The following is an 18,716-nucleotide window of genomic DNA, read 5'->3' as shown; positions in this document are numbered from 1 at the left end:
CGCCGCGCGACCGGCACAACATCCATCGGCCCGGGGACCTTCCCGCGAGCCCGCGTCGCGCAGCGCCTCGACGCGCTCGGCCTGCCGCTCGATCTCCCGGACCGGGTCGGCCAGCGCGGGGCGGGAGCGCATCGCCGAGAGCCAGTGCAGCTCGCGCTCGACCCCGCCGACCAGGACGCGCCGCCCCCGGTCCCGCAGCTGCCGGACGAGCTGGAGCTGCTCGCGGACGTCCGGGACGACCCGCTTGGCGGCGTCGGTCGGGGTGGAGGCGCGCACGTCGGCGACCAGGTCGAGGATCGGGCTGTCCTGCTCGTGGCCGATCGCGCTGACGACCGGGGTGCGGGCGGCGGCGACGGCCCGGACGAGCGCCTCGTCCGAGAACGGCAGCAGGTCCTCCATGGAGCCGCCGCCGCGCGCGATCACGATGACCGCGATGTGCGGGTCGGCGTCGAGCTCGCGCAGCGCGTCCATGATCTGCGGGACGGCGTTCGAGCCCTGGACGGCGGTGTTGCGGACGGTGAACTCGACGGCGGGCCAGCGGCGGCGGGCGTTCTGCAGGACGTCGTGCTCGGCGTCGGAGTCGCGGCCGCAGATCAGTCCGACGCGTCCGGGCAGGAAGGGCAGCGGCCGCTTGCGCTCGGCCCGGAACAGGCCCTCCGACGCCAGCAGCTGCCGGAGCCGCTCCAGCCGGGCCAGCAGCTCGCCGACGCCGACCGGGCGGACCTCGATCGCGCTGAGCGAGAACCGGCCGCGGTTGACCCAGAAGTCCGGTTTGCAGTGCACGACCACGCGCGCGCCGTCGGTGACGGCGGGCCCGGCGGCCGCGAAGGTCTCGCGGCGGCCGACGACCGGTACCGACATGTTCGCCACCGGGTCGCGGAGCGTGACGTAAACCGTGCCTCCCCGTGCGTTGAGCTCGGTGATCTGCCCTTCGACCCAGATCCTGCCGAGTCGTCCGATCCAGCCGCCGACCGCCGAAAGCACCGTCCGGACCGGTACGGGGGACTCCGCCGAGGTCTCCATCGCCATGTCGGAAGCCTAGGCGGTGCCGGACCCGGCACGATGCAGATCATCGTCCGGTTTGAAAAGTTAGACAGACTAACTTAGTATGGCTAAGTAGTTGAGGAGAGACCCGATGCACTCCGACCGCGAGCTCGCCGAGGAGCTGAACGCCCGGCTCCGCGAGATGGTGCTGATGATGCGCCGCGTCAACGCCGACCAGGCCGTCACCAGCCAGCAGGCGTCCGTGCTCGGCTCGCTGGAGAACGGGCCGCGCCGGATGACCGAACTGGCCGCCGAGCACGGCGTCAAGCTGCCGACCATGACCGCCCTGGTCAACCGGCTGGAGCGGGACGGCATGGTCGCCCGCGGCCGGGACGCCTCCGACGCGCGCGTGGTCACCGCCCGGATCACCCGGGACGGGAGCGTCCAGCTGCACCGCGTGCGGGAGCGCCGCATCGGGATCCTCGTCCAGCGGTTCGCCGAGCTGTCCGAGCCGGAGCGCGACACCCTGACCGCCGCGCTCCCACTGCTCGGGCGGCTGTTCGCCGACCCCGACCGTCCGCCCGCCGGCTGACCCGGCGCGGGGGCGGGGGGCGTCCCCCGAAAGGTAGGCATCCATGCACGCACAGCCAGCGGAGGCCGCGGTCAAGCCCGGTCTCCTCCGGCAGCCCATGTCGGTCTGGGCCACCGCCTTCGCCGCCGTGGTCGCCTTCATGGGCATCGGCCTGGTCGACCCGATCCTGCCCGCCATCGCCGAGAACCTGCGCGCGACGCCGAGCCAGGTGTCGCTGCTGTTCACCAGCTACTTCCTGATCACCGCCGTCGCGATGCTCGTCACGGGCTGGGTGTCCAGTCGGATCGGCGGCAAGCGGACGCTGATGATCGGGCTCGTCCTGGTCGTGCTGTTCGCCGCGCTCGCCGGGACGTCCGACACCGTCGGCCAGCTCGTCGGGTTCCGCGCGGGCTGGGGCCTCGGCAACGCGCTGTTCGTCGCGACCGCCCTCGCCGTCATCGTCGGCGCGGCCTCCGGCGGCGCCGAGTCGGCGATCATCCTCTACGAGGCCGCGCTCGGCATCGGCATCTCGCTCGGCCCGCTCGTGGGCGCGCTGCTCGGCGACATGAACTGGCGCTTCCCGTTCTTCGGGACGGCCCTGCTGATGGCGGTCGGGTTCCTGCTGATCGCGACCCTGCTGAAGCCGACGCCGAAGCCCGCCGTCCGCACCCCGCTGTCCGCGCCGATCCGCGCGCTCGGTCACGGCGGCCTGTCCACCACGGCCTTCACCGCGCTGTTCTACAACTACGCGTTCTTCACTGTCCTCGCGTGGACGCCGTTCGTCCTGCACATGGACGCGCACGGCATCGGCCTGGTGTTCTTCGGCTGGGGCGTGATGGTCGCGCTGGCGTCGGTGTTCGGCGCGCCCGCCCTGCAGCGCCGCATCGGGACGGTCCGGGTCATGCACCTCGCGCTCGCGCTGCTCATCGTGTTCCAGCTCGGCCTGGCCGTGTCGGGGCACACCGGGATCATCGTCTGCACGATCCTGTCCGGCATCCCGATCGGGCTGAACAACACCGCCTTCACCGAGGCGGTGATGGAGGTCTCCGACAACCCCCGTCCGGTCGCGTCGGCGGGCTACAACTTCGTCCGCTGGCTCGGCGGCGGCCTCGCGCCCTACTTCGGCAGCAAGCTCGCCGAGCGGTTCAGCTCCTCCACCCCGTACTTCGTGGGCGCGCTGTGCTGCGCGATCGCGATCGGGATCCTGGTCGTCCGGCGGCGGCACCTCGGGACGCTGGAACGCGTCGACATCGACCACACCTTCCAGGACGAGACCGTCCCCGCGGAGGCGTGACCCCACGCGCCACGGCGCGACCGACTGGAAGGCGGTCCCGGTCCTCCTCCCGGGGCCGCCTTCGCCGTGTGCTCGTCCGCTGATTCCTCAGGCGCTCGCCTCACCGCTCACGGCGACCGGATCGGGCGAGGGGGACGGGTCGGGCGTAGCGGCCGGACGCGTCGCGACGGCCCAGCGGGTCGCCGGGACGAACGCCACGGCCGTCGCGAGGAAGACCCCGGCGAGGACCAGCCAGCCTGCCAGGCCGAACCGCAGGCCCGTCTGGGTGACGACGAGCGGGCCCAGCACCAGCCCGGCCGCGAAGCCGGTATTGAAGACGCCCTGGTAGACGCCCTGCGCGCCCTCGTCCGCCAGGTCGAACCCGAGCGCCCAGCTTCCCGCCGCGCCCAGCATCTCGCCGACCGTCATGACCGCGACCGCGACCAGGACCAGGGTCGTCGCGGTCCACGCGTCCAGGCCCTTGGACAGGCCCAGCAGCACGCAGCCGACCGCGATCAGCGTCCCGGCGCGCAGGGCCATGCGGGCCGCCCGGCCCGGATCGTCCGACCCCTTGCTCAGCCTGACCTGCAATAGGACGACCATGACCGTGTTCAGCAGCATGGCGACGGCGATCAGCGCCCGGGGCGCGTGCGTCTGGTGCGTCACCCACAGCGGAAGGCCGATCTCCAGGACGCCCTGCAGCATGACCAGCGCGCCCGCCAGCGCGGTGATCACCAGGTAGGGGACGTCGGTGAGCGCGCCGAAGCCCCGGCCGCGGGCCCGCTCGCCGCGCCCGGCCTCCAGCGCGGGCACCCTGAGCAGCAGGAGCGCCGCGACCAGGAAGGTCACCGCGTCGGCCACCACCACCGCCCGGTAGGCGGCGGGCGTGTCGGCGACGAGCGCGAGGGAGGCGAGCACCGCGCCCAGCGAGATGCCGACGTTGGTCACCGACCGCAGGAACGCCCGCCCCGGCACCCGCCTGTCCGGCGGCAGGGCGTCGGCGATCAGCGCGCTGCGCACCGCGCTCTCGCCCCGGTCCACGAACATCACGGCGCAGATCAGCGGGAGGGCCGTCCAGAACGAGTGGACCTGCGTGTAGCCGAGGACGAGCACCGCCTCGACGGCCAGCAGCGCCACCACGGTCGGACGCGCCCCGAACCGGTCGGCGACCCGGCCCAGCGGGATGCCCGACGCGATGCCGGCCACGCCGCCCAGCGCGAGCGCGAGACCGACCTGGGACGCGGTCAGGCCGACGACCCGCGTGAACATCAGGGCGCCGGTCGTCATGAGCAGGCCGTTGCCGAGAGTGTTGACCAGCGTCGCGGCCGAGAGCGCACGGATCACGGGATGCCCGGCGGCGTCCGCCAGGCTCCGGGGGAGGGAGAACGTCATGCGGCCCATCCCAGCCCGGCGCGCCCCGCGAATGAACAGATTTACCCTGGAGGGCAATGTATGAGTTCAGGTTGGGCGTCCAAGACCTCGCCGAGACGTCCTTCGGGTTGTCGCCACTGCTGGAGCTGGTGTTCAGCCTGCGCCCCCGGATCTTCCCCGCGCGGCATCCCGAGCATCGGGCGTGGGTCAGGGAGACCGCCGCCGCCTATGCCGCCCTGGACACCGAGGTGCTGAACGTCCTGTTCGCGCCGCACGGCTGGAACCCGGACTTCCTCGGTCCGCGCCCGGACGGCATCGTCACCGACCTCGCGTCCAGTCTCGCCGGCCTGCGGACGACGCCCCCGGACGTCGTCCAGCGGGACATCGCCCTCGCGTACCGGCACGATGTGGACGCCGCGTACCAGCACGTCCCCATCCCGCCCGCCCTGAGCGGCGACCCCTCGGCCGTCCTCGAACGGATCTGCAACGCGCTGGAGGAGTACTGGGACGCCTGCATCGAGCCCTACTGGACGCGCATGCGGGCCGTCCTGGAGGCCGACATCGCCCACCGCGCGCGGCGCCTCGCGCTCGGCGGCGCGGCCGCCCTGTTCGCCGAGCTGGACGACCGGGTCACCTGGACGCCCGGCCGGGTCCGGGTGGTGATCCCGTCCGACCTCGTCCGCACGGTCGTGGTGGACGTCGCCGGACGCGGGCTCGTCCTCGTCCCGGGCCTGTTCCTGCGCGGCGCGATCACCATGATCGACGAGGACCTCCCGCCGCTGATCGCCTACCCCGCGCGCGGACGCGGCGCGATCTGGGACCAGGCCGCCCCCGAGGGCGCGGCCGCGCTCGCCGAACTGCTCGGCGCGCCCCGGACGAGACTGCTGATCATGCTGGCCTCCCCGGCCTCCACCACGGAACTCGCGCGGCGGCTGGGCGTCACGCCGGGCGGGATCAGCCGCCACCTCACCGCCCTGCACGCCTGCGGCCTGCTGAACCGTACCCGCGCGGGACGGTCCGTCCTGTACATGCGCAGCCCGCTCGGCGACCAGCTAGTCCGCTGACCCGGCAGGGGCGTGTTCCGGACGGGCGGTCATGCCCTGCGGCGAAGCTCAGGCCGCCCGGACCCGGCTCCGGTGGCGGACCGGGTAGACGCGCTGGTAGGCCAGCGCCGCGAAACCGAACGCCACGCCCCCGACCGCGAACAGCACGTCGGTGGCCGAACTGGCGGTCCACGCCCAGGTCGACGGGTGCGCGGTGCCGAAGACCTGCTCCGTCGTCATCCCGGTGAGCCCGTGCGGAAGGACGCCCGTGACGCGGAGGACGGCGTCGGCGACGCCGCTGAACCCCCGCGCGCAGAGGAGCACGCAGCCGGTCCACGCGCCCCCGGCCAGCATCCATCCCGGCACCCGCCGTCCCCACGCCTGGACGAGCGCCAGCGGAAGCACCACCCCGACCGCGGTCATGAGGAGCACGACGACCATGAACACCTCGGCGGCGACCCGCGCGGCGCCCCGGTGGCCGGCCGGGTCGGGCGAGTCGAGCCCGGTGGCGGCCCAGACGACGTGCCAGGCCAGGAACACCATCACCCACGCGAACGCCCAGTAGGCGGTGACCCGGTTGGCCCGGGCGGCCGCGGGCCCGGACGGTGCACGCAAGATCCGCATACCGTCCACGATCACAGCGGGACGGGCCGCCCGCCTCCCTCCGGCGGGTGACCGGCATCCCCCGCGAGCGGGAACCCGAGGCCGCCGCCGGGCAGGCAGGACGCCTCCGGACATAGGAAAGCCCGTCCGGAAGCGTTTCCGAACGGGCTTTCGCGAGGGCCGCGACCGCGGCCTCGGCTCAGTTCGAGCCGTTGAGCTTGGCGATCCGGTTCTCGTACATGCGGATGATCTCGGGCCGGGCCTCGTTGTCGCGCTCGTACTCGCGCAGCAGCTTCACCTGGTCCGCGGTCAGCCCGCGCAGCCGGGCGCGGAGCTGCGGCAGCGTCGCCGAGTCGTAGTCCGGCACCGGCAGCTCCCCGGCCCCGGCCTTCTTCGACGAGGACTTCGCAGCGGGCTTGTCGTCGGCCCCGGCCTTGGAGGCGGTCTTGCCCTCGGACTTGGCCTCGGCCTTCGGCGCAGACTTGGCCTCGGCCTTCGGCTCGGACGTGGAAGCCGCCTTCACCTCGGACTTCTTGGTCCCGGTCCGGCCGGCGTCGTCCGCAGCGGGCTTGGAAGCGGGCTTGGCATCGGCCTTCGAGTCGACCTTGGCCTTCTTGGCCTCGGTGCTCTTGGCCTCGGTCCTGCTCTTGGCCTCGGGCTCCGGCGCGGAGCGCGGGGCGGGGGCGGCGGGCTTGCCGACCGAGATCTCGTTGTCCTTCGAGGCCGGACGCTCCTGCGCCCGCTCGGACGGCCGGGCGGCAGGCCGCTCCGACGAGCGCGCCGACGGGCGGGTGCGGGTGGTGCGCGGCGCGGGCTCCGGCTCGTCCTCGCCGCCGCGGACCCGCTCCACCACCGTGCCGACCACGGAGACCGCCGTGTGCCGCACGTCCTTGCGGATCCGGCCGAGGACCGGCTTCACGCCGCCGCCCCCGGTCAGCTCCTTGTAGTCCCGGGTCATCCGGTCGCTCAGCAGCAGGGCCCGGCCGACACCGAACATGGCCAGCCGGACGGCGTGCAGCGGAAGGTCGCGGACCTGCTCGCCGACGGTCTCCCGGACCTGCTCCTTGAGGCGGCGCGGTGATCTCGTCATCGTTGTCACTCCTCCTGCTGCGCCCGCCGGCGGACCGGGCCGGACGGGTGTGCACCGTGTGTAACGCACCGTCTGTCCCCACAACTCTGCCCCAAAGCAGCGATATCAGGCACCCTCGCTAATGGATTTCCGTCCAAGAAGGCGTGGGTTCGGTCACAGTGCGGGCTTCACCTGCGTCTTTCCGGGACCCGCGGGGCAGGGTGGTCCGATGCGGTGGTGAGGGTTGGGTGCCGGTCGGGTGCCGATGCCGTGCGGGCCGCGCGTGGCCGGTCCGGGACGCGTGGGACGGCTCGTACGATAGGAGGCATGACCTCCACCAGCCAGCGCCGGGTCCTGCTCGCCAAGCCGCGCGGTTACTGCGCCGGCGTCGACCGGGCCGTCGAGACGGTCGAGCTCGCCCTCGAGAAGTACGGCGCGCCGGTCTACGTGCGCAAGCAGATCGTGCACAACGTGCACGTCGTCCGCACGCTCGAGGAGCGCGGCGCGATCTTCGTGGACGAGACCGAGGAGGTCCCCGAGGGCGCGATCGTGGTGTTCTCGGCGCACGGCGTCGCCCCCGTGGTGCACGACGAGGCGCGCGGCCGGAACCTGCGCACGATCGACGCGACGTGCCCGCTGGTGACCAAGGTCCACAAGGAGGCCGTCCGGTTCGCCAAGGACGACTACGACATCCTCCTGATCGGCCACGAGGGCCACGAGGAGGTCATCGGCACCACTGGCGAGGCCCCCGACCACATCCACCTGGTGGACGGCCCGGACGACGTCGCCAACGTGGTCGTCCGCGACCCGGAGAAGGTCGCCTGGCTGTCCCAGACCACGCTGTCGGTGGACGAGACGGTCGCGACGGTCGACAAGCTGCGCGAGCGCTTCCCCAAGCTGATGGACCCGCCGTCCGACGACATCTGCTACGCCACCCAGAACCGGCAGGTCGCGGTGAAGCAGATGGCCGCCCGGTCCGACCTGGTGATCGTGGTCGGCTCGACCAACTCGTCCAACTCGGTGCGGCTGGTCGAGGTCGCCAAGGAGCACGGCGCCGACGACGCCCACCTGGTCGACTACCCGGAGCAGATCCAGGAGTCCTGGCTGGAGGGCGTCAGCACGGTCGGCGTCACCTCCGGCGCGTCGGTGCCCGACGAGCTGGTGCAGGGCGTCCTCGCCTGGCTGGCCGAGCGCGGCTACGGCGAGGTCGAGGAGATCGAGTCCGTCCAGGAGCGCATGCGCTTCGCGCTCCCGCACGAGCTCCGCAAGGACCTCCGCGTCGAACCGGTCTGACCGCCCGCCCGGCGGGCGCGTCCGACGGCCGGTCGGTCGTCTAGTCGATGTCGCCGTGGGGGAGGGGGCGGTTCGCCGGCTCCTCCCAGCGGACGGGGTCGATGTCGTCGTCCTCGGCGAGGGTGCGGCCGCGGGCCAGGCGGGCGCGCAGGTCGCGGAACGCGCCGGGCAGGCCGCGCGGGACGGCGACGGCGAACGCGAGCAGGGTGCCGAGGAACAGCCACGGCGCGATCCCCGCGAGGGCGCTCAGCAGGCCGAGCGCCAGCGTCCGGGTGAGCGGGCCGTCGTCGGCGGCGAACTCGGCGACCACGGTCGCGGCGAAGCAGGCCAGCGGGGGGCTGACGACCAGCGTCGGCAGGTCGGCCGGACGGGTCAGCAGGGCGGCGAGCGCGCAGCCCGCGACGAACAGGCCGCCGGCGAGCAGTGAGACGTCGACCCACCGCGCCAGCAGGGCGCCGAGCAGCGCGGCGACGAGGATGAGCGCGACGCCGCCCCGGCCGGTGAGGGTGACCGGACCGGCGGGGCCGGACGGCCGCGACGACCGGCGCGCGGAGGCGTTCTGCCGCACTGGACCCCCTGGCCCGGGTGAGGCGCCGTCCGGCGCGTCACGAACCGTCGAAGTTCTCATTGCCACCTCTCTCGCCGATCATGTTGATCAGGGATGGCCCGTCCGCCGAAACCTACCGCTTCCGGGGCCGGGGCGGGGCGCGGGCGGACGTCCGCATCCTGCCCCGAGCGCGCGTGCGCGTCCGCAGCCTGCTCCGAGCGCGGGCGGGCGTCACCTCGCTCCGAGCGCGGGCGGGCGTCCGCGTCCTGCCCGCGGTCGTCCGCGGGGGCGGGATCGGTGAACTCGGCGGCCGACAGGGGGCGCGGACTGTCCTCGACGGGCGCGGGGGCCTCCAGCCGGTCCTCCACCACGCCCAGCTCGTTCAGCCTCCGCGCGGACACCAGGACACGGGTCTCCAGGGAGCCGACCGTCCGGTTGTAGGCGCGGACGGCCCCGGTGAGGGAGCGGCCCAGCTCGTCCACGTGGCGGCCCATCGTGCCGAGCCGCTCGTACAGCTCCTTGCCGAGGTCGAACACCGCGCGCGCGTTCCGCGACAGCGCCTCCTGCTGCCACGCGTAGGACGCCGTGCGCAGCATGGTGATCAGCGTCGTCGGGGTGGCGATGTGGACGCGCCGCCGCATCGCGTACTCCAGCAGCGCGGGGTCGCGGTCGAGCGCGGGCGCGAGGAACGCCTCGCCCGGGACGAACAGCACGACGAACTCCGGGGCCGGGCTGAACGCCTGCCAGTAGCTCTTGGCGGCGAGCCGGTCGACGTGGTCGCGGATGTGCCGGGCGTGCGCGTCGAGCCGGTCGCGTTCGGCGGACGCGTCGCCGGTGGACGCCGCCTCCAGGTAGGCCGCGAGCGAGACCTTGCTGTCGACGATGATGTTCTTGCCGCCCGCCAGCCGGACCACCAGGTCGGGCCGGACGGTGCCGTCCTCGGTGGCCGCGGACGCCTGCTCGTCGAAGTCGCAGTGGTGGGTCATCCCGGCGAGCTCGACCACGCGGCGCAGTTGCAGCTCGCCCCAGCGCCCCCGCGCCTCGGGCCGCTGCAGCGCGCGCACGAGGGCGCGCGTCTCGGTGCGCAGCTGGTCGCCGCTCTGCCGGACGAACTCGACCTGCTTGGCGAGCATCGCGTGCGACTCGCGGCGTCCGGTCTCGACCTCGCGGAGCTGCTCCTCGACCTTGGCGAGTGTCTCGCGCAGCGGCGCGACCAGGTGCTCGACGGCCTGCTTGCGCCGGTCGAGCTCGCCCGCGGCCTCGGCCCCGGCGACCTTGAGCCGGGCGTCGGCGAGCTCCAGGAACCGCTGGTTCGACGCGTCCAGCGCCTTGGCGGACAGGTTCTCGAAGTGCTCGGCCATCCGCTCCTCGGCGTAGGCGAGCTTCTCCTCGGCGGCTCTGGCGCGGGCGATCAGCGCGCCCTGCCGGCCGGTGGCGAGGGCGTATCCGACCACCACGCCGAGGACGGCCCCGAGGAGCAGGCCGGCGAGCAGCGCGAGATCCATCCGTCAATCGTGGCAGCGGAACGTGGGCGGACGGGCGCGACGCGCCGAACTTCGGGCGAGCCGCCCCTGTTGTCCCGACTATTGGACTCATTGTGTACTTAGGACCATGACGTCCACCCCCCACTCCGCGTCCCCTGCCTCCGCCTCTCCCGAGTCCGCCGCTCCGTCCGCCGGTTCGGAGCGGCGGGCCCTGCGGCCGGTCGCCGCCACGCGGAGGCAGCGCAGCGTGGCCCGTGCCCTCTCGATGGAGCCCGGCGCCCCGGCGTCCCTCCAGGCGCGCATCGCGAACAGGGTCATCCGCGTGCTCATCCGCTCGTTCTGGGCCACCAGCCCGCACTCTGACGCCGGACTGCTCCGGGTGCAGCGGGCCGGGGCCCTGCTGGGGCACGCCCAGAGCAGCCCGCGCGGAGTGACGTTCGAGCCACAGGACCTGGGGACGTGCTCCGCCGAGTGGGTGCGGGCGGGAAATCCGGACGAGGACAAGGTCTTCCTCTACCTGCACGGCGGCGGCTACTTCTTCGGCGGACCGCGTCTGTACCGGCCGCTCAACTGGCGTTTGTCGGCCGCGACGCGCCGGGTCGTCCTGGCCCTGGACTACCGGCTCGTCCCGCAGCACACTCCCGCCGACGCGCTGGAGGACGCGGTCGCCGCCTACGAGTTCCTCCTGGACAGGGGCTACACGCCGGAGAACATCGTGGTCGGCGGGGATTCCGCCGGCGGCCACCTGACCATGGCGCTGCTCCTGGCGCTGAAGCAGCGGGAACTGCCCCTGCCCAAGGCGGCGGTGTGCCTGTCCCCCTGGGTGGACCTGCTGTGCGCGGCGGACTCGCACCGCACGAACGAGCGCACCGACTGCCTCATCCCGGCGAAGAACCTCGCCTGGCTCGGCCGCGCCTACTGCGACGGCAAGCCGGAGGACGATCCGCTCCACGCCCCCGCGCGCGGGGACCTGACCGGCCTCCCGCCGACGCTGTTCGTGGCGTCCAGCACCGAGATCCTGCGGGACGACACGCGCGCCGCGCACGAGCGCGCCCTCGCCGCCGGCGTGCGGAGCGTCTACCAGGAGTGGGACGGCCTGGCGCACGTCTTCCCGATCTTCGCGGAGTTCGTTCCGGAGGGTAAGGCCGCCTTCCGGCACATCGCGGAGTTCCTCGCCGACGCGGGCGCGTGACCGAGCGGGCGCGCGGGCCCATAAACTTGGCGCCTGTGAGCCTCTCCATCGGAATCGTGGGACTGCCCAACGTCGGCAAGTCCACCCTGTTCAACGCGCTGACCAAGAACGACGCGCTGGCCGCGAACTACCCGTTCGCGACCATCGAGCCCAACGTCGGCGTGGTCGGGGTGCCCGATCCCCGGCTGGAGAGGCTGGCGGAGATCTACGGATCAGCCAAGATCATCCCGGCCACGATGGAGTTCGTGGACATCGCGGGCATCGTCAAGGGCGCGTCCGAGGGGCAGGGGCTGGGCAACAAGTTCCTCGCCAACATCCGCGAGACCAGCGCGATCTGCCAGGTCATCCGCGCCTTCGAGGACTCCGACGTCACGCACGTGGACGGCGACACCGATCCCGCCCGCGACATCGAGACGATCAACACCGAGCTGATCCTCGCCGACCTCCAGACGATCGAGAAGGCCCTGCCGCGCCTGGAGAAGGAGGCGCGCACCAAGAAGGACAAGGAGCAGCTCGCGGTCGTCGAGGCCGTCCAGGCCGCGCAGAAGATCCTGGACGAGGGCGTCACGCTGTTCGCGGGCGCCGACAAGGCCGGCATCGACCTGTCCCTGCTGCGCGAGCTGCACCTGCTCACCGCCAAGCCCTTCCTCTACGTCTTCAACCTGGACGAGGAGGAGCTCTCGGACGAGGCGCTGCGCACCCGGCTCCGCGAGCTCGTCGCGCCCGCCGAGGCGATCTTCCTGGACGCCAAGATCGAGGCCGAGCTGATCGAGCTGCCCGACGACGAGGCGCTCGAACTGCTGCAGGGCATGGGCCAGGGCGAGTCCGGCCTGTCGCAGCTGGTCCGGATCGGGTTCGACACCCTCGGCCTGCAGACCTACCTGACGGCCGGCCCCAAGGAGACGCGGGCCTGGACGATCCCCAAGGGCGCGACCGCGCCGGAGGCGGCCGGGGTCATCCACACCGACTTCCAGCGCGGCTTCATCAAGGCCGAGATCGTGTCCTTCGACGACCTCGCCGCCGCCGGCACCATGGCGGTGGCCCGCACCCAGGGCAAGGTGCGCATGGAGGGCAAGGAGTACGTCATGCGGGACGGCGACGTCGTCGAGTTCCGCTTCAACGTCTGATCGTCCTGTGCGGTCCCTTGGGGCCGGCGTGGGGAACGGGCTCCACGGCGTACCGGCGGGTGGCGCGACGGGTGGAGGGACGTTGCCGGGACGTTGGGGTTCCCTGTTGTAGCCGAAGGGTCATCTCCGGCGGAACCAGTACAAAAACGGAAGCCTGTCGGCGGTCGCGCCCCGGCGGCGGGCGGTGACGGACGAGAGCGGGCGGACCACCAGGGGTGGTTCCGTCCGCTCTCGCATGTGTTCGGGGTGTCCCTCCCGGATGCACGAGGTATCCCGGCGGACACCCAGGTGATGCGCTCTGTCGCGAAGCGGACACGGTGCCGGGTTTTCCGCAAGGAGATTTCGGAAGTCGATCTTCCGGGGTAACCAAGCACCTCCCGTACCGGGGCGCTTGTCCGAAACGGGGTGGCGCGCGTCGTTCGGAGTCGGCGATACGGGATCGTCACCGTTTGGCAATCTTCCCAGTTCCTGCTGAGGTGGATTGCATTATCCACAACCGCGTGCCGGGACTGTGCTTCCCCGCGATGCGCTGGAACAATTGACGCTCGTGGTTACGCTGGGCCGAGGTGGGCTCGGAATGGGCCACATCGGCAGGGATCAGGCACACCCAGAGCAGGCACACAGAGCGCGCCGTCCGACGGAGGGCGCGAGCGGAGGCAGGATGGCTCGCAGGTCGGCCGTGACAGACGGCCACCAGCCCGCCGGCGTCGACGACGCCGGACCGTCCGAGCACGCCCTCGGACCGGTCGACGACCCCTGGGCGACGTCCGGGCGCGGCTCCCGGCGCGGCGGCGGGTCCGTCCGCGGCGGCCGCTGGGGCGGCTCCGGCGGGCGCTGGTGGGTCTGGCTCGGGCGCGCCGTGCTCTGGGCGCTGATCATCGTGATCGTGGTGAACGGCGTACGCGCGCCGTTCGAGCGGTTCACCGCCAAGGACGGCTCGTCCACCGGCGGGTCCGGCACGTCCGCCCACGGCTTCCCCACCGCCGCCGCCGGGGCGTTCGCGCTCCAGTTCGTCCACGTGTACCTGAACTACGACCCGCGCTCCGCCGACGCGCGCGCCCAGCAGCTGCGGGCGTTCGTCCCGGAGGGCGCGTCCGCGCAGTTCGGCTGGAACGACGTCGGCCAGCTGCAGCTGCAGTCGGCCCAGGTCGCCGGAGTGGACGTCCGCGACGCCGAGAACGCCATCGTCACCGTCCTCGCCGGCGCGCAGGGCAAGTGGTTCCGGCTCGCGGTCCCGGTCTACGCCAAGAACGGCGCGATGGTGGTCTCCGCGCGGCCGGCGCTGCTCCCCCCGCCCGCCAAGGCCGCCCTCCCGCAGCCCGGCGTCCGCGACCGCGACGGCGCCCTCGAAGCCGAGCTCGCCCCGGTCATGACGCAGTTCTTCCCCGCCTACGCCCGCAGCGACCAGGCCGCGCTGCAACGCTTCTCGGACGGCCCCCCGATCCGAGGACTCGCCGATTCGGTCACCTTCGTGCAGGTCAGAGAGGTCATCGCACCCAGGGGTCCGGTCGACAGCCGCACCGTCACCGTCACCGTCGGCTGGCAGATGCCCGCCGCCGGGGGCGCCGTCGGAGGTGAACTCGACCAGACCTACGACCTGTCCGTGGTGAAGAAAAACGGCACCTGGTACGTGCACGACATTCGTGGCACGGCCCAACCGAACGCATCATGAAAGTCCCCGACGTGACCCACACACAAGTAACGACCCCCGCCGAACCAGGAAGGTAGTCAGTCGATGCTGCACCACCTCATGGCGTCGATTCCCGACCAGATTCTGGCGGCGCCCAACAACAACGACCAGCTCAGAACGGACCAGCTCGCGGACTGGCTGCGCCAGATCTTCGGCCCGCTCTTCCTGGTGATCGTCTCCATTGTCGCCATCTTCTTTCTGTTCACCCGGGAGATCACCCGCTTCGTCCAGTTCATCGTGCTGGCGGTCGCGATCGGCGTGGTCTTCTACGTGCCGAACATCATCGAGACGACGGCCAAGGCGATCGCCAAGGCGCTGGGGGTGAACCTGACCTAGTCCCGCCAGGACGGTCCAGGGCCCCGCGCCGCGGGGACCCGGCAGGCGACACCGTGCCCAGCGCAGTCAAAGGGGAGTAGGGGCGTGGATCTACCCACGTACACGAACATCTGGCGCATCGAGAAGCGGCTGTACAAGCTGTACGACCTGCGGCTGCCCATGCCGCTGCCGCTGGTCCAGATCGGCGTGTTCGCCGGGGTGTTCATTCCCTGGATCCTGATGCTCCGGCTGGTCGGCCTCCCCTTCAAGACCCCCTGGCACGTCATCTACCTCGTCCCGCCGTGGCTGCTGACGTGGCTGGCGACGCGTCCGGTGATCGAGGGCAAGCGGCTCACCGAGCTGCTGCTCTCGCACACCCGGTTCCTCGCCGAGCCCCGCACCTGGTGCCGCCTCACCCCGATCCGCGAACCCCGCGAGGTCGTCGTCGTCGGCCGCGTCTGGCGCCGCGCCGACCACGCCGCCGAACGCGCCGCGGTCAAGGCCGTCCGCCGCACCCGCAAGGGCCGCAAGGGCCGTCCGCAGGTCGAGGAGACCGCGCCCGCCGCGATCCCGGCGGTGTTCCCCGCCGCGCTCGGCACCCAGCGCGCCCCGGCCCACGCCCCGTCCCTCACCGACGCCGCGATCCGTCCCGCGCTGGCCGACCCGGCCCTGCAACCCGCCTACGCGGCCGAGCCCGCGCCGCAGCGCGCGTACGCGGATCCGGACCCGCAGCCTCAACGCGCCGAGCCGGTGTACGCGGAGCTCGAGCCCCCGGCCGCGCCGCTCGCCGAATCCGCGTCCCCGGCCGACGCCCCGCCGCTCGCGGAGGCCCCGGCCCAGCGACCCCCGGAACCGGACATCCACGTCGCGGGCGCGACCTTCACCCCGGACGCGGACATCGACCACCCCCCGGCGACCCCCGAACTGGAGTCGCCCGCCCAGCCGGGCTCCGGCAAGCGCGCCCTCGCGTCCGGCATCCGCCGCCCCGGCGCCCCCGCCGACTTCTGGGAGACCATCACCCAGAACCTCCCCAAGCGCCCCCACCCCGAGCCCGCCCCCGAGGAAACGCCCACCCCGGTCGCCACGCCCCCCTGGGCTGCGACCGCCCGCGAGCAGGAGGGCGCGGCCGAAACCGCACCCGCCCCTGGCGCCACGACGGCCCCGGACCACCGCACCTCCCCGCGCTCCGCGAGCCTCCGCGAGCAGGAGGGCACGCCCGAACCAGGCACGACGCCTGAGCCCACGACCGCTCCGGGCGCGTCCCCGCGCCCGGACGTCACGACGGCACCGGACACCGCGACGCCGCGATGGGCTGCGACCGTGCACGACGAGGAGGGCGCGGCCGAGTCCGCGACGGCGACCGGGCTCTCGTCCACGCCAAGCGCGCCGCTCACTTCGGACGCCGCGTCCGCACGGTGGGCCGCGACCGGGGGCGAGCACCAGGGCGCGACCGAGCCCGCGTCCACGCCCGCCCGAGACGCCACGCCCGCGCCGGACACCCGTGCTACATCCGAGACCGCGCCCGCGCCAGGGACCGTTCCCACCCCGGGAACCGTGCCCGCGTCAGGATCCGGCCGTGTGCCCGGGGACGTGTCCGCGCGAGGGACAGCCCCCACACGAGGGGCCGCGTCCGCGCCTGAGGCCGCGTCCACGTCTGCGGAGGGGGCTGTGCGTGAGGACGGGGTTGAGGCTGAGGGCGCGGTCGGTGGGAAGGCTACGTCTGGGGCGGACGGCGGAAGCGCGTCTGAGGGCCGGTCCGTGAGCGGGTCGGAAGCCGAGGTCGGTGCTGGAGCCGAGGGTGCGGACGAGCGCGTGACGGCTGCCGGGTCGGCAGCCGCGACGGAGGCGTCGGCTGGAGCGGCGTCCGCGGACACCGTGTCCGGCCAGGAGCCGGGGATTCCGCCTCAGGGCATCGACGGGCCTCCGTCGATGTTCGGGCGCGTCCGCCGCCGCCTCGGTACTCCGCGTCCGAGGGACGCGTCCGCCGAGGAGGTTCAGGGCGCCGTGCCTCCGGCGACGCGTCCCGACATTCCGGTCCAGCAGCCCGCCCCGACGCGCCCTGACATTCCGCAGGTCACCGCCTCGCCTCAGAGTGAGCGCACCGACCAGGAGGCTGCGGCCGCTCACCCGTCCGTGACTTCCGGAGCGACGGACACCCCTGCGGACGTCGCGCGTCCGGGCGCGCCTGGCGTCGAGCACGGCACGCAGACTCCCGAGGATGTCCCGGCGTCCCGGAGCGAGGTTCCAGCGGAACCGGGTGCCGGGCGCGAGGCCGAGCGTCGCGAGGGCATGGACACGTCGGCGCGCTCCGGTCCGGTGCGGTTCGGGGCGAGCGGACCGGCGGCTCCGTCTCACGCGCCCGAGGACGCGTTCGTGTGGCGTCGTGCGAGCGGATCCGAGCCTCCGGCCAAGCAGTCGGGCGCGTCCGAAGGGCCCGCGAGGACGGAGGCCGCGCAGGACGCCGGGGCCCGACGCGGTGAGCAGGTCGGCGAGACTCCGGTCGGTGCGCGTCCCCAGGGAGCGTCGAGGCCCGAGGAGTCCGCGGTGCGGGGACGCGACGGGCGGACTCTGCAGGAAGCCCCCGTCACCCGGGACGACATTCCTCAGAAGGCGGCTCCGACGCGGCCCGATATCCCGCAGCAGCCCGCCGCGCGGAGTGTGCCTGAGGAGGGGGACAAGCTCGTCGCCCGAGGGAACATCGTCCGGCGGTCCGAGCGGGCCGTGCCCGGCGCGTTCGGGCAGGCCGGGGCCGCTCAGGGCGACCCGGGGCGACCGGCGTCCCCCGCGGCCTGGCCCGGCGAGGCCAAGCCTTCCGCAGCTTCGCAGCGGGAGGCGGGACGTCCTGCGGCTCCGCAGGGAGAACCAGGACGTCCGCAGCAGGGGGAGCCGAGTCGGCCGGCGGCCGCGCAAGAGGAACGTCCTGCTGTCCAGCAGAGGGAGCCGGGGCGTCCTGCGGCCTCGCCGGGTGGGACGGAGCGGCCTCCGGCTCAGCGGCGGGAAGCGGAGCGCCCCGCGGCATCGCAGGGCGAGCCGGGGCGTGCTCCGGCTGGTCAGCGGCCCGCTGGCGAGGGGGAGTGGCGGCCGGTCCGCCGGGAGCCCAAGCCGTGGTCGGAGGAGCTGTCGCGGCCGTCGCCGTGGCCGACGGCGCAGCGTCAGGACGTGCCGCCGCCCGCCCCGCCGCCCACCGTCCAGCCAGCGGCGTCCGCGCAGGCGCCGTCCCCCCAGCAGCCCGCGCCGCCCGCGCCCGACGTGCCTCCGGTGGAGGACGCGCCGCCGCCGCGGCCGGTGCGCTCCGGGCCCGCGTCGCCGGTGCGGCCCCGGCCGCTGCCGCCGCCGCCCGAGCCGCCGCGCGCGCCGGAACCCGCGATCACGCCGCCCGACCCGGAGCACGAGGTCACCGGCGGCGGCCTGCGCCGGCTGTTCCACGCGGTCGGCGGCGGGCACGGCGACGCCGACGCCGAGTACGAGCAGCGGCTCCAGCAGCCGTTCCAGGGCTCGCGGCACATCGTCGTCCTCGGCTGCACCGGCGGCGCGGGGCAGACGGTGACCGCGCTGATGCTCGGCCACACGTTCGCGCAGCACAACGGCGAGCCGGTCGTGGCCGTGGACGTCAACCCGGGGCCGGGCGCGCTCGCCCGGCGGACGCGCAGCGAGACCAACGAGACGCTGACCGGGCTCATCACCCGCGCCGACCAGATCGGCAGCCTGACCGCGATGCGCCGGTACACCTCGCAGGCCAGGTCCGGGCTGGACGTCATCGCGGCCGGGAAGAACCCGCTGCAGGCCCTCGACGACCGCGACTACGCGCTCGCCATCCGCACCATCGACAGGTTCTACTCGGTGACGCTGCTGGACGCGGCCGCCGCCGTCGTCGCCCGCGTGCTGCCGTACGCCGACCAGGTCGTCCTCGTGGCACCCGCCAGCGCGGACGCCCCGCGCGCGGTCGCGATGACCTACGAGTGGCTGGACGGCCACGGGTACACCGACCTGCGGCAGCGGGCCGTGACCGTGATCAACGGGGTGAGCCGCCGCAGCATGGACGACGTCGAGCAGGCCGAGGCGGTCGCCCGGGGGCGTTGCCGGGCGCTGGTCCGCATCCCGTGGGACGATCACCTCAGTATGGACCGTGCGCCGCGCAACGAGCTGAAGGCGCT

The 18,716-nt window shown here is 73.4% G+C and carries 15 protein-coding genes; 9 read left to right on the top strand and 6 right to left on the bottom strand.

Annotated features, from left to right (window positions below; translation table 11 throughout):
- Window positions 1-1,029 (bottom strand): exodeoxyribonuclease VII large subunit (gene xseA, locus AB0J52_RS06220; protein WP_500180489.1); only part of this gene is annotated, 1,029 nt, incomplete at its 3' end.
- Between the two features lie 106 nt (window positions 1,030-1,135).
- Between xseA and AB0J52_RS06215 the strand changes: the two genes are divergently transcribed.
- Together AB0J52_RS06215 and AB0J52_RS06210 are read left to right on the top strand one after the other, a co-directional pair.
- The gene (locus AB0J52_RS06215) at window positions 1,136-1,576 is read left to right on the top strand and encodes a MarR family winged helix-turn-helix transcriptional regulator (protein ID WP_500180488.1); all 441 of its coding nucleotides are present in this window, start codon (window positions 1,136-1,138) and stop codon (window positions 1,574-1,576) included.
- A 43-nt stretch (window positions 1,577-1,619) separates the two neighbouring features.
- A complete protein-coding gene (locus AB0J52_RS06210) occupies window positions 1,620-2,849 on the top strand; it encodes an MFS transporter (protein ID WP_500180487.1) in 1,230 nt (409 codons plus the stop codon).
- An 87-nt stretch (window positions 2,850-2,936) separates the two neighbouring features.
- On the opposite strand, the gene AB0J52_RS06205 is transcribed toward AB0J52_RS06210, so the two are convergent.
- Window positions 2,937-4,220 carry an MFS transporter gene (locus AB0J52_RS06205; protein ID WP_500180486.1) on the bottom strand — a complete coding sequence of 428 codons (1,284 nt, stop codon included), beginning with the start codon at window positions 4,218-4,220 and terminating at the stop codon, window positions 2,937-2,939.
- A 71-nt stretch (window positions 4,221-4,291) separates the two neighbouring features.
- Between AB0J52_RS06205 and AB0J52_RS06200 the strand changes: the two genes are divergently transcribed.
- A complete protein-coding gene (locus AB0J52_RS06200) occupies window positions 4,292-5,263 on the top strand; it encodes an ArsR/SmtB family transcription factor (RefSeq protein WP_500180485.1) in 972 nt (323 codons plus the stop codon).
- 48 nt (window positions 5,264-5,311) lie between these two features.
- Here AB0J52_RS06200 and AB0J52_RS06195 read toward each other — a convergent pair whose 3' ends face one another.
- Window positions 5,312-5,866, bottom strand: a complete 555-nt coding sequence (locus AB0J52_RS06195; protein WP_500180484.1) for a hypothetical protein — start codon at window positions 5,864-5,866, stop codon at window positions 5,312-5,314.
- Between the two features lie 178 nt (window positions 5,867-6,044).
- On the bottom strand, window positions 6,045-6,935 hold the full coding sequence (locus AB0J52_RS06190; RefSeq protein ID WP_500180483.1) for a DUF8129 domain-containing protein: 891 nt from the start codon (window positions 6,933-6,935) through the stop codon (window positions 6,045-6,047).
- A gap of 306 nt (window positions 6,936-7,241) precedes the next feature.
- Between AB0J52_RS06190 and AB0J52_RS06185 the strand changes: the two genes are divergently transcribed.
- Window positions 7,242-8,207: a 4-hydroxy-3-methylbut-2-enyl diphosphate reductase gene (locus AB0J52_RS06185; RefSeq protein ID WP_500180482.1), complete on the top strand. Its 966-nt coding sequence runs from the start codon at window positions 7,242-7,244 to the stop codon at window positions 8,205-8,207.
- Between the two features lie 40 nt (window positions 8,208-8,247).
- On the opposite strand, the gene AB0J52_RS06180 is transcribed toward AB0J52_RS06185, so the two are convergent.
- Together AB0J52_RS06180 and AB0J52_RS06175 are read right to left on the bottom strand one after the other, a co-directional pair.
- Entirely contained in the window at window positions 8,248-8,775 is a 528-nt protein-coding gene (locus AB0J52_RS06180; protein ID WP_500180481.1) for a DUF6542 domain-containing protein, read from the bottom strand.
- A gap of 56 nt (window positions 8,776-8,831) precedes the next feature.
- Entirely contained in the window at window positions 8,832-10,259 is a 1,428-nt protein-coding gene (locus tag AB0J52_RS06175) for a DNA recombination protein RmuC (RefSeq protein ID WP_500180480.1), read from the bottom strand.
- Between the two features lie 106 nt (window positions 10,260-10,365).
- On the opposite strand from AB0J52_RS06175, the gene AB0J52_RS06170 reads away from it, so the two are divergent.
- The 5 genes from AB0J52_RS06170 to AB0J52_RS06150 all read left to right on the top strand — a co-directional run.
- Window positions 10,366-11,430, top strand: a complete 1,065-nt coding sequence (locus AB0J52_RS06170; RefSeq protein ID WP_500180479.1) for an alpha/beta hydrolase — start codon at window positions 10,366-10,368, stop codon at window positions 11,428-11,430.
- A 35-nt stretch (window positions 11,431-11,465) separates the two neighbouring features.
- Entirely contained in the window at window positions 11,466-12,557 is a 1,092-nt protein-coding gene (ychF, locus tag AB0J52_RS06165; RefSeq protein WP_500180478.1) for a redox-regulated ATPase YchF, read from the top strand.
- A 661-nt stretch (window positions 12,558-13,218) separates the two neighbouring features.
- A complete protein-coding gene (locus AB0J52_RS06160) occupies window positions 13,219-14,229 on the top strand; it encodes a conjugal transfer protein (protein ID WP_500180477.1) in 1,011 nt (336 codons plus the stop codon).
- 63 nt (window positions 14,230-14,292) lie between these two features.
- Window positions 14,293-14,583: a hypothetical protein gene (locus AB0J52_RS06155; RefSeq protein ID WP_500180476.1), complete on the top strand. Its 291-nt coding sequence runs from the start codon at window positions 14,293-14,295 to the stop codon at window positions 14,581-14,583.
- A gap of 84 nt (window positions 14,584-14,667) precedes the next feature.
- On the top strand, window positions 14,668-18,716 hold a 4,049-nt coding region (locus AB0J52_RS06150), incomplete at its 3' end, for a TcpE family conjugal transfer membrane protein (RefSeq protein WP_500180475.1).

It is taken from the genome of Spirillospora sp. NPDC049652 (assembly GCF_040675125.1).
Lineage (GTDB): Bacteria > Actinomycetota > Actinomycetes > Streptosporangiales > Streptosporangiaceae > Spirillospora.
Note: the sequence above shows the minus strand (reverse complement) of the source record. Positions and strands in the feature narration are given on the sequence as shown.

Excerpts from the sequence above, each read along its gene's own strand:
- AB0J52_RS06190 (WP_500180483.1), bottom strand. The coding sequence starts at position 6,935 with ATGACGAGATCACCGCGCCGCCTCAAGGAGCAGGTCCGGGAGACCGTC.
- AB0J52_RS06210 (WP_500180487.1), top strand. The coding sequence starts at position 1,620 with ATGCACGCACAGCCAGCGGAGGCCGCGGTCAAGCCCGGTCTCCTCCGG.
- AB0J52_RS06170 (WP_500180479.1), top strand. The coding sequence starts at position 10,366 with ATGACGTCCACCCCCCACTCCGCGTCCCCTGCCTCCGCCTCTCCCGAG.
- AB0J52_RS06215 (WP_500180488.1), top strand. The coding sequence starts at position 1,136 with ATGCACTCCGACCGCGAGCTCGCCGAGGAGCTGAACGCCCGGCTCCGC.
- AB0J52_RS06195 (WP_500180484.1), bottom strand. The coding sequence starts at position 5,866 with ATGCGGATCTTGCGTGCACCGTCCGGGCCCGCGGCCGCCCGGGCCAAC.
- AB0J52_RS06175 (WP_500180480.1), bottom strand. The coding sequence starts at position 10,259 with ATGGATCTCGCGCTGCTCGCCGGCCTGCTCCTCGGGGCCGTCCTCGGC.
- AB0J52_RS06185 (WP_500180482.1), top strand. The coding sequence starts at position 7,242 with ATGACCTCCACCAGCCAGCGCCGGGTCCTGCTCGCCAAGCCGCGCGGT.
- AB0J52_RS06205 (WP_500180486.1), bottom strand. The coding sequence starts at position 4,220 with ATGACGTTCTCCCTCCCCCGGAGCCTGGCGGACGCCGCCGGGCATCCC.
- AB0J52_RS06155 (WP_500180476.1), top strand. The coding sequence starts at position 14,293 with ATGCTGCACCACCTCATGGCGTCGATTCCCGACCAGATTCTGGCGGCG.
- AB0J52_RS06160 (WP_500180477.1), top strand. The coding sequence starts at position 13,219 with ATGGCTCGCAGGTCGGCCGTGACAGACGGCCACCAGCCCGCCGGCGTC.